1 protein-coding gene is annotated in these 692 nt (G+C 61.7%); it reads left to right on the plus strand.

Features of this window, described 5'->3' with window-relative positions; translation table 11 throughout:
* A partial coding sequence (locus P0D80_RS50840; RefSeq protein WP_408296475.1) for a pentapeptide repeat-containing protein occupies positions 1-692 on the plus strand: 692 nt, incomplete at both ends.

Consider the following 692-nt stretch of genomic DNA (forward strand, 5'->3'; position numbering starts at 1 on the left):
GGCGCCCGGGCAATCGTTCTGTTTCGGTAGCACTGCAGCATGGTGGGGAACTGAAGGTCTCCGAGGACACCGACGCGAACGGCAGCGTCCTCACCTTTACAGTAGAAAGCGGCGCGACCTCCGAGTCTTTTGCTATCGAGGGCGGGACGCTCGAAGACCTCCGGGCAGTTCTGGAGCAGGAAAGTGCCTGGCACGCGGCTGATCACTATCTGTACCGGGAATCGTTTCTAGGTATTCCGCAGGGGAGACGGTCTTTGCTCGAAGGGGACAAGGGGGCCCCGCGCCAGCTGTATCTGCGCGAGGCGGATCTGCGCGGGATGGACCTGAGCGGCGGGGCGAACCTGAGCGGAACGAACCTGCGGGGGGCGAAGCTATCTTTGTTGGTGGATCTGCGCGGGGCGGACCTGAGCCGCACTGACCTGAGCGGGGCGCGCTTAGATTGGGTGTCCTTGAGCGGGGCGACCTTTCATCAGACGGCAGTCTCGCTGGGATTTCTCTCGCGCAACGGCGATCAATTGACCGATGGAATGCTTTCCGGGATCGTCTTCTCTGGATTGACAGAGGACCTGAGCCGTCCAGAGGTGCGCGATGTGCTGTTCAACCACCGGAACAATCCGGACTCAGGCAGCATCCTGACTGTCATCGACACGCGGCTGGAGGGTGACAACAAGATCCGCTGCATGGAACTCGCC

This window comes from Paraburkholderia sp. RL17-373-BIF-A, assembly GCF_046030175.1.
GTDB lineage: Bacteria > Pseudomonadota > Gammaproteobacteria > Burkholderiales > Burkholderiaceae > Paraburkholderia.